The 9,297-nt window shown below is 34.5% G+C and carries 4 protein-coding genes; all 4 read left to right on the top strand.

Annotated features, from left to right (window positions below):
- Nucleotides 1–519 precede the first annotated feature (519 nt).
- A complete protein-coding gene (locus tag GOQ24_RS14810) occupies nt 520–771 on the top strand; it encodes a type B 50S ribosomal protein L31 (RefSeq protein ID WP_155091990.1) in 252 nt (83 codons plus the stop codon).
- Nucleotides 772–2,112: 1,341 nt separating this feature from the next.
- The gene (locus GOQ24_RS14805; RefSeq protein ID WP_160340039.1) at nt 2,113–6,114 is read left to right on the top strand and encodes a hypothetical protein; all 4,002 of its coding nucleotides are present in this window, start codon (nt 2,113–2,115) and stop codon (nt 6,112–6,114) included.
- Nucleotides 6,068–8,800 carry a hypothetical protein gene (locus tag GOQ24_RS14800; RefSeq protein ID WP_160340038.1) on the top strand — a complete coding sequence of 911 codons (2,733 nt, stop codon included), beginning with the start codon at nt 6,068–6,070 and terminating at the stop codon, nt 8,798–8,800. The genes GOQ24_RS14805 and GOQ24_RS14800 overlap by 47 nt, the downstream gene beginning before the upstream one ends.
- A gap of 53 nt (nt 8,801–8,853) precedes the next feature.
- Nucleotides 8,854–9,219 (top strand): hypothetical protein, encoded by a 366-nt coding sequence (locus GOQ24_RS14795; RefSeq protein WP_243731287.1) that lies wholly within the window; start codon nt 8,854–8,856, stop codon nt 9,217–9,219.
- The last annotated feature ends 78 nt before the right edge of the window (nt 9,220–9,297 follow it).

The raw sequence follows: 9,297 nt of genomic DNA, 5'->3' as shown, positions 1-9,297 counted from the left end.
TCAATAGAAATCTAAATACTTTAAAAAAACCGATTGTTTAAAATGCACAACGGGTTATAAAAGTATAGTAATAAGTGCTTGGTTAAGGTTCGTGTCGTTTTTTAATACTATTGTCTAAGGTAGAGTTTTATGAAAGTGAGTTTCTATTAGAGCATAATACCACAATTAACTTGAGGAGTAGACAAGGAAAGTGGTTAATAAAATATATAACAATTTCAGTTGATAGGAAAATGCAGTAGCGTATATCGAATTTCGAATCGTCCAGATAACTGCTCTTTACAAGGGATTATGAAAGGGATTAGACAGCTGTAACTACTTTGTTTTTGTAAAAATTGTACCGTTGATAAGACTGTGGTAAATAAAATAAAATTAGCTGTTTGATTTTTCAAATTAATTTGTACATTTGCAATCTGAAATAAAAATAATTTTTTACAAACAGTTATAGTACGTTTATATCTTTCTTGAAAAATAGAAAGCCGCAAAATAGTAGGTAACTCACAATTTTAAAATCGATTTATCATGAAAAAAGGTATTCACCCAGAAAATTACAGATTAGTAGCGTTTAAAGATATGTCTAACGAAGACGTATTCATCACGAAATCAACAGTAGAAACAAAAGAAACTATTGAAGTTGATGGAGTAGAATACCCAGTGTTCAAAATGGAGATTTCTCGTACATCTCACCCATTCTACACAGGTAAATCTAAACTTATCGATACTGCAGGACGTATTGATAAATTCAAAACTAAATACGCTAAATTCAAAAAATAATTTGAATTTATATTATACTATAAAAGGGGCTTTTGCTATTGCAGAAGCCTCTTTTTTTTGTCCTTGTCACAATTGTAAAGGGGGCTAAAACTTCAGTTTAACCATTCTACTCTCTCTTTGACCTTTGCAATATTCCATTTTAGAGCCCTTCTATTGGTGTTAGGAGAATCTCTATTTGATGTAAAAATTAGAAATCTTCACAATAAGTTTAGCTAATTAGGAAGAGAAAAACCTTCTTACCTCTATCATACTTACTTGTTTAAAGTTGTTGTATTTAAAGATTCAGTAGCAACATTTGCGCTTCTGTGTATAAGGGTAGGAAAAATATTGTTATAGTTTACCTTGAAGATTATTAGAGAGGTATGAAAGTGTATCGATGATTTTTTATCAAGACCCTTGCTTTGATGTGTAAGTTTAGGTACGTCTATCTCGTTGTTAATCTTTTGTTTGTGTATCTATTTGTAAATGGGACAGTCTGTAGGCGTGTGTTCAATATACAGATCTTCCTTAAATAGGGGTTTATTTCTTTCATGTTGATTGTACAAATTTTGAACTGCCCATATGTTTGAAATAGTCATGCTTTTTTGGGACTTTCTTGCGGTTTTCTTCGACTATCCTTGGGGTTTTGCTCGCAAAAAGGGGTGTTTCTCGAAGAAAACCCCTAGCATCCCCCAAGAAACCCCTAAGAAAGTAGCAACAATAATTCATTGATTAAAAAAAATAGAGCATAGCAAAATCTCTTTGCTCTTGTTGTTTAAACTGTAGATCGGATTGTCTTAATTTGCTTAGGAGGTAGTTGAGTATATTTTCTTACATTTTAGATCTAACTTTATTATTGACCTGCTATCTTTTGTAGTACAGTCTTTTCTTTTACTTTTCCATTCTTCTTTTTCATTTGAATTTTACCGAGAATCTAATGCTTGTGATTCTTGCTGCATTTTAGGTTGATTTGTTAAAATATTTTCAAGTTTAACTTGTTTTGAGTGTTTTTTAGTTGTTTTTGTTGTGTAAATTGGTGTTTTTTAAGTCAAATTGTGATTATTATTTTTATAATAGCCTTAATTATTCTCATAATACATGGCTAAGGCCGAATATATTTTGCGTAAGAATGATTATAAATGATTTTTTTGGTTAATTTTAAGCTTTGGTGCGGTGATTGAATGTTGTTTTTTTATAATTAAAGTAAGTTTACTTTAAAAATTAGTAAATTTAATGTGATATAATTAAGTGTGACCCCTTGTCTATACAGGGTTTTGTAGCTTTTTAGCGCAGTAGTTAACAGATGAAATTTTTGACTAATGATAATTTATAAACTGGTAGTAATAGTAAAAAAGTGATAGTATGAAAAAAAAGTGGATTGTATTAGGTGCATTGTTAATCGCCAATGGCGGGTTTGCTCAAGTAGGAATAGGAACGCTTAAACCACATAAATCTGCAATTTTACATTTAGAAGTAATGGATGGAAAGAGTCAAGGGTTATTGATTCCGAGAGTTGCTTTGAAAGGGAGTAAGGATTCCTCTATTATTAACAATGGGGATATTGCTGAGAGCTTATTGGTTTATAATACTACGAATGCAACTGATTTAAGTGCGGGATTTTACTATTGGACTGGTAAGCAGTGGGATAGAATTATTAGTAAAGTTGACTTTGATGCAAATAAAGATCTTATTCCGAAGAATAAGAAGTTAGCTGTAGATCAAGTTAAAGAGAAATTGTATCTCGAGGATTCTAATCAACATACTGTAAGTGTCGCATTAAGTGATATTAATATAGTTACTTCAATTATAGATAACAAAGACGGTACATATACCTATACGAACGAGGCTGGAGTTACCCAGACTATCGATATAAGTGGAAGTGTGATAAATAATATCACAACTATTCTTCAAGACGAAACTGTCATCAATGAAATTTACAATAACGTTGCTGCAAAAGGTAAAGAGCTAAAAACAGCTGATAGTTCTATCTTAGTAGAAGGTGGATTAAAGGCCGTTTTAAATGAAACGAAGATATCGGTAGCTAATAAGGGAATTACAACAGCTAAGCTGTCACCTGGTGGTAATAAACAATTACTTATAACTGATGCAACAGGACAAGTGAAATGGGTAAGTGCATCAGATGAGGTAATTAAAGAAGCGATTAAGCTAAATGAAAAAGTTACCATTTTACAAAATAATCAGGATGGTACATTTGTGTACTATAACGAGATTGGAATAGATGAAAATGGTGGTTTAATAGAGGATAAGGGAGTATTCTTCGATGCTAATACACTGAGAATAGAGGAGAGAAAAGGGCAAAAAGGTAAAGGAATCTATGATTTCTACGATGGTAAAACAACCAAGGACAATCCTTTAATGACAATTAGCACACGTGCAAATGCTATTTTCTTTGAGAATAACTCGACGATTATTGAAGGGGATAATCTACAAGACGTTATCGATAATATCTTTAAGAAAATTGAAGAAGCGAAAGGTAAGGCTGCAGATTTAAAAGGGAAAGGGATTTTAGTTAACGGAGGTTCTGTATTATCAGGAGCGGTATTAAAAGAAGTTTTATTGACTATTGCTGATGGTGCTGTATCCGAATCTAAACTTGTCGATGGTGCTGTTACCTCTTATAAGTTAAGAGATGGTGCTGTTATACCTGAAAAAATTGCGCCAGGAAAGGATAAGTATATCTTAGTAACTAAAAATAAAAAGGTAGAGTGGGTACCTGCTACTGATCAAATTATTCAAGATGTTGTTAAACAGAATGAAACGGTTACGGTATTAAATGTTAACACTGATGGGACATTTACTTACCAAAATGAAGATGATATTAAAAAGGGTAACCCAGGAGTAGAATTTGATGCAAATACACTTTCTATCAGTGATGATGGTAAAGGAAAGTATGTGTTTACTGATGGTAAAGGTCCCTTAGCTACCATAGATATTAAGGGAACGGTGATTACTAATATTGATGAGATACTCAATAATACAACGGTTCAAAACACAATTTTTAAAACGGTAGCAGCTAATGGTCAAAAATTAGAGGCAGAAGATACTTCTATCCAGATTACTGGTGGAGATAAGGCTGTCTTGGCAAACACAAAGATTTCGGTTGCTCCAAAGGGGATTAGTACAGATAAAATAGAACCAGGTACTGATAAGTATTTATTGGTTACTAAAGACGGAGAGGTAGAGTGGGTACCTGCTACTGATTCAATTATTCAAGATGTTGTCAAACAGAATGAAACGGTTACGGTATTAGATGTTAACCTTGATGGGACATTTACTTATCGAAATGAAGATGATATTAAAAATGGGGGTGCTGGCGTAGTGTTTAACGCGAATACACTAAAAATAGAGGAACAGAATGGAAAGAAAGGAGTTTATGTTTTCTATGATGGACAGACTTCTCTGACTGCACCTTTGATGACTATTGATGTCGCTGGAACAGTAATCGAGAATATCAATGAGATATTAAATGACACTACGGTACAGAATAATATTTATAATACAGTAGCTGCTAAGGGAAAAGCAGTGACTTCACCAAGTACCTCGATAGCTATAGGGAAACAGGGAGATAAAGCTGTACTCAATGAGATGACCTTAGATATCGCTGTAGATGGGGTAAGTACTGAAATGATTCAGAATAAAGCAGTGACTCCTGCCAAACTACAAGGGGGTACTGTAGGACAGCTTTTGGTAACGAATGTAAACAATGAGGCTAAGTGGGTTGATGCGACAGATGAAGTAATCAAAGAATTCTTGAAAGGGAATCAAGCGATTACAGAATTAGTCGACTTGGGTACTGGTCAGTTTACTTATTTTAATGAAGCTGACTACGATGCAGATGGCAATCGAAAACCAGGAGCTACGGGAATTACCTTTGATGCGAATACACTGAGAATTGAGGAAATTCCGGGGACTAATGGAAAGGGAAATGGGGTTTATAACTTCTACGATAAATCAAAAGATACGCCTATAGGAACGGTCAATGTAACGCAAAACGTTATTGATAATATCACTACTATTTTTAATAGTAATGAGGTTAAAAATGAAGTAATCGCAACGATTAATTCAAGTGCTAAAAGTGTTACAAGTACCGATCAGTCGATTGCGGTAACGGGAGGAGACAAAGCTACTCTGCAAAATGTAATTGTTACTATCGCTGAAAAAGGAGTGAAAACAAAGCATATCGCAGATGGACAAGTAACAAGTGCTAAGATCAGTTCGGAAGGAGCTGTAAAAGGAACAGTCTTGACTGCTGATGGATTAGGAAAGGCGAGCTTTGCAACGGCTACAGAAACTGTAGCGCCAGCTATGAGAGGAAATTTAGTAGGTGAGGAAGAAGTAATCAAGGTAGAAGGCGGAAACAAAGTCTTATATGGTGATGACAACAAAAATGTAAAGGTTTCTATTGTTGCTGGAGGAATTACAAGTGCGCATATCAAGAATGAGACGATAGAAAATAATGATATCAAAAATAAAACGATTCAGGCTGGTAAATTAGACGCTACAGGAGCAACACAAGGAGCTGTGGCAACTGTAAATGCGGATGGCACAGTGTCTTATTTACCTGTTACGTCAGCTACTATTTCGAATAAAGGTGATATAGCTACTACTGATGGTATTAGTGTAGACGATGGAACTGGAAAGGTTTTAGGTAATGTGACTATAGGATTGGCTGATGGGCAGGTGGCACCGACTAAATTAACCCCTGGGAAAGACAATAGTCTATTGGTGACCAAAGCGGGAAAAGCACACTGGGTAGAAGCTACTGACGATATCATCAAAGATATAGTGAATAGTAAGGAGACTATAACAGTCTTGAAAAATGAAGGGAAGGGGATTTATACTTATTTTAATGAGGAGGCTGTAAAGAATAATACGGCAGGTGTAACTATTGATGTAAATTCACTTTCTATCGATAGTAGTAATCCGGGCGTATATGTCTTTAAAGATCTGTCTTCAGATAACCCTTTAGCTACTATAAATATTGCTACAGATGTTATTAATTCAATTGTAACTATTCTTGGTGACACTAATGTAAAGACTGAGGTTTACAATATAATAGCAGCACAAGGAAAAGCGATAACTTCTACAGATGGTTCATTGGCTATTCCAGTTGGTAATAAAGCTGGTTTAGAAGGACTAAATATTGGAATTGCCACTGATGGAGTTAAAACAACTCATATTGCTGATAAACAAATAACAGCTGCTAAATTAGTAGCTGATGGAACTAATCAAGAAGGATTTGTGGCAACAGTGAATGGGGATGGCACAGTAAGTTATAAATCAGTAATAGATACCGATGTATCGAGTAAAGCCGCTGCACTTAAAACGGATAATATCATTTGAATCTGGTGGAGAGGATTTGTATGTAGGTGATGCATTAGAATTTACTGTTGGTGACGGATTGAATACAGTATTAGTTGAAACAAAGATTGATGTAAAAGAGGGTGGTATTCACACCGAAAAGTTAGCAGAAGGAGCTGTTACGGTAACGAAAATATCTTCTAAGGGAGCTGATAACAATACAGTTTTAACCGCGGATGGAGAAGGGAATGTAGCGTATAAAAAACTTACAGATAGTGCCTTTGAAGGAAAAGGAAAAGACTTGAAAGGAGATAATTCAATTACTGTTACTGCAAATAATAAAGCCCTTTTGAACGATGCTACAATTAGTATTGCAGAGTCTGGAGTACAGAATGAACATATTGCAGGAAGAGCAGTTACAGCAGATAAGATAGGTGCAGAAGGAACAAGTAATGGTTTGGTATTGGTAACTAAAGATGGAGGTGCGGAATTTTCTCCTATATCGGATGCAATTGTTGAAGCTGGAAAAGAAATTAAAGGAGGCAGTGCTATTGAGGTAACAAAAGGAAATAAAGCTGCATTACAAGATGTAAGTATTGATGTTGCTAATCTTGGGATTACGAATGCAAAAATAGCAGAGCGAACAATTGAAGCCTCTAAATTTAATGCAAAAGGTTTTGATAAAGGAACAGTATTGACTTCTTTAGGAGATGGAGAGGCCAAATATGTAGAAATGAATGAATATGGTAAAGAATTAAAAAGTGATTCTTCTATTGAAGTATCTTCTAATAAAGCCTTACTTGAAGGGGTAACTATTAAAGTAAAGGATCTAGGGATAGGTACCGATCACTTAGGAGCTAAAGTCGTAACAGCAAATAAGATAGGAGCTGATAAAGATAAAGCAGGATATGTATTAACTGCTAATAGTGATGGAGGTGCTACCTGGGAGGCAGTATCTGGAGGTAGTGAAGTAAATAAGGCTAATATTAAAGAAAGTAGTACAATTACCGCAACTGAAGGTAGTATAGGATCAGTTTTACAAGATGTTGCATTGGAAGTGAAGGGGTTGTCTATAGAAGGTCAGCACATTAAAGATAATGCTATTTCTCCTGCTAAGATTAATGCAAAGGCTGTAACAACAGAGAAGATAGATGTAAATGCTGTAACAACAGAGAAGATAGCTAATAAGTCAGTAACAATCGCAAAGATTGATTCAGAATCAGCGAAGAAAGGACAAGTGCTTACTGCCCAGGGAGATGGTACTGTTAAGTATACTAAAATGTCTGATAATGGTAGTTACTTAAAAACAGACCAAGATGGGCCGATATCAATTAAGGCACCAGATCATGGACGCATACTTTTAGCTGAAGCAACAATTGATATTAAAGAGAAATCTATTAATACTAAATATATAGCAAATGATGCTGTTGGTTATACCCAATTACAAAAAAATGCTGTTTACGGATCTGTTATTAAAGAAAAAGCAATAACACAAGATAAAATAGCAGATAAAGCAGTAGATTATGAACAAATCGAGGATTTAGCTGTTGCAATTGATAAGATTTATTCAGGACCTAATGTACCTCAAGGTTATGTATTGACAGCTGGTGCTGATGACGGAGCAAGCTGGGAGAAGTTGTCTGTAGATAGTGGTTCTGGAGATTTTGAAGAGAGCGATACAATTGAAATAGAAGGAGAAGGAGATGGAGCATTCTTTAAAGATTTAAAGTTTAATGTTAAAGAGGGATCTATTAAAAACATACATATAGCAGATAATGCTGTTGGTTATTTAGAATTACAGAATGGATCTGTAAAAGAAAGTATTATAGATGAAAAAGCAGTAACAAAAGAGAAAATTAGTTCTCACGGAGCTAATAAATACAAAGTTTTAATGTCTGATGGAGTAGGGGGAGCAAGCTGGGAATATGTGTCTGAAGATAGTGGTTCTGGAGATTTTGAAGAAAGTGATACAATTGAAATAGATGGAGAAGAAGATGGAAAAGGAGCATTCTTTAAAGATTTAAAGTTTAATGTTAAAGAGGAATCTATTGAAAACAAACATATTGTAAATGAGTCAATCAGAGTAGAGAAGATTAGTTCTCACGGAGCAAATGAATTCGAAGTTTTAATGTCTGATGGTGATGGAGGAGCTCGTTGGGAATATGTGTCTGTAGATAGTGGTTCTGGAGATTTTGAAGAAAGTGATACAATTGAAATAGATGGAGATGAAGATGGAGAAGGAGCATTCTTTAAAGATTTAAAGTTTAATGTTAAAGAGGAATCTATTGAAAATAAACATATTGTAAATGAGTCAATCAGAGTAGAGAAAATAAGTTCTCATGGAGCAAATGAATTCGAAGTTTTAATGTCTGATGGTGATGGAGGAGCTCGTTGGGAGAAAGTATCTGGAGGTGGAAGTAATATTGCATCACCGAAGTTCTTTTACTTACCAGCTATTTATGTGGAAATGGTATCTGGTCAAAGTAATTCTATAGAGTTATACAATGTATATGAAGAACAATTTGGTTCACCAATGTTATCAAGTAATGGGAATTCTACTTTACCAGTATACGATAAGTATGAGTTAAACTATTATGTAACTTACTATGACAAAAATGTGTTTGAGGATGTGAATTTAGATAGTAATGGAAAGTTGAGTTATACAGTAAAACAAGGAGCTAAACCAACAGGTAGAACCTTCTTTAATATTGTGTTAGAAGTGAAATAATAATCTATATCCCAAAGAAGAAGTAATCTTCTTTGGGGTTTAAAAAATGACGTATGAAAAAGTATTATTATTTATTGATAGCGTTTTTAACTCTGCTGACTGTAAAGGCACAGACTACACATGAGTATCCTTTAACTGACCTTGACTATAATAATTTACCTTCTTGGATAGCAAATGATTTTGGGAAAGGAAGTTTGTCAGGACCTACTGAGCAGTCAAGATATACTTCTGAAGGAATTGTATTAACCATAAAAAGAGCAACAACAAGTGCTTTTGCTATTACTGATTTAAATCTTGATTTGCGCAAAGGAGCAAAGTTTGAGTTTGAGTATGCCATGGCTATAGTAAATCCAAATGATGCTCAAGGTGTTGGGTTTGGAGGAGGAGGTATGACCTTTTTTATTGGTCGCAGACTGTAGTTAAAACTATGCACTTTAGTGCATTTAGCTTTCAGCTTCTAAAAATGTTTACCTTTGATATATGGAATATCAACGAAC

Source organism: Myroides sp. LoEW2-1 (genome assembly GCF_009767705.1).
GTDB lineage: Bacteria > Bacteroidota > Bacteroidia > Flavobacteriales > Flavobacteriaceae > Flavobacterium > Flavobacterium album_A.
This window is presented reverse-complemented; position numbering and strand designations above follow the sequence as displayed.

Bases quoted from the DNA above. Each gene is read 5' to 3' on its own strand.
- GOQ24_RS14795 (WP_243731287.1), top strand. From the start codon at position 8,854: ATGAAAAAGTATTATTATTTATTGATAGCGTTTTTAACTCTGCTGACT.
- GOQ24_RS14810 (WP_155091990.1), top strand. From the start codon at position 520: ATGAAAAAAGGTATTCACCCAGAAAATTACAGATTAGTAGCGTTTAAA.
- GOQ24_RS14805 (WP_160340039.1), top strand. From the start codon at position 2,113: ATGAAAAAAAAGTGGATTGTATTAGGTGCATTGTTAATCGCCAATGGC.
- GOQ24_RS14800 (WP_160340038.1), top strand. From the start codon at position 6,068: ATGTATCGAGTAAAGCCGCTGCACTTAAAACGGATAATATCATTTGAA.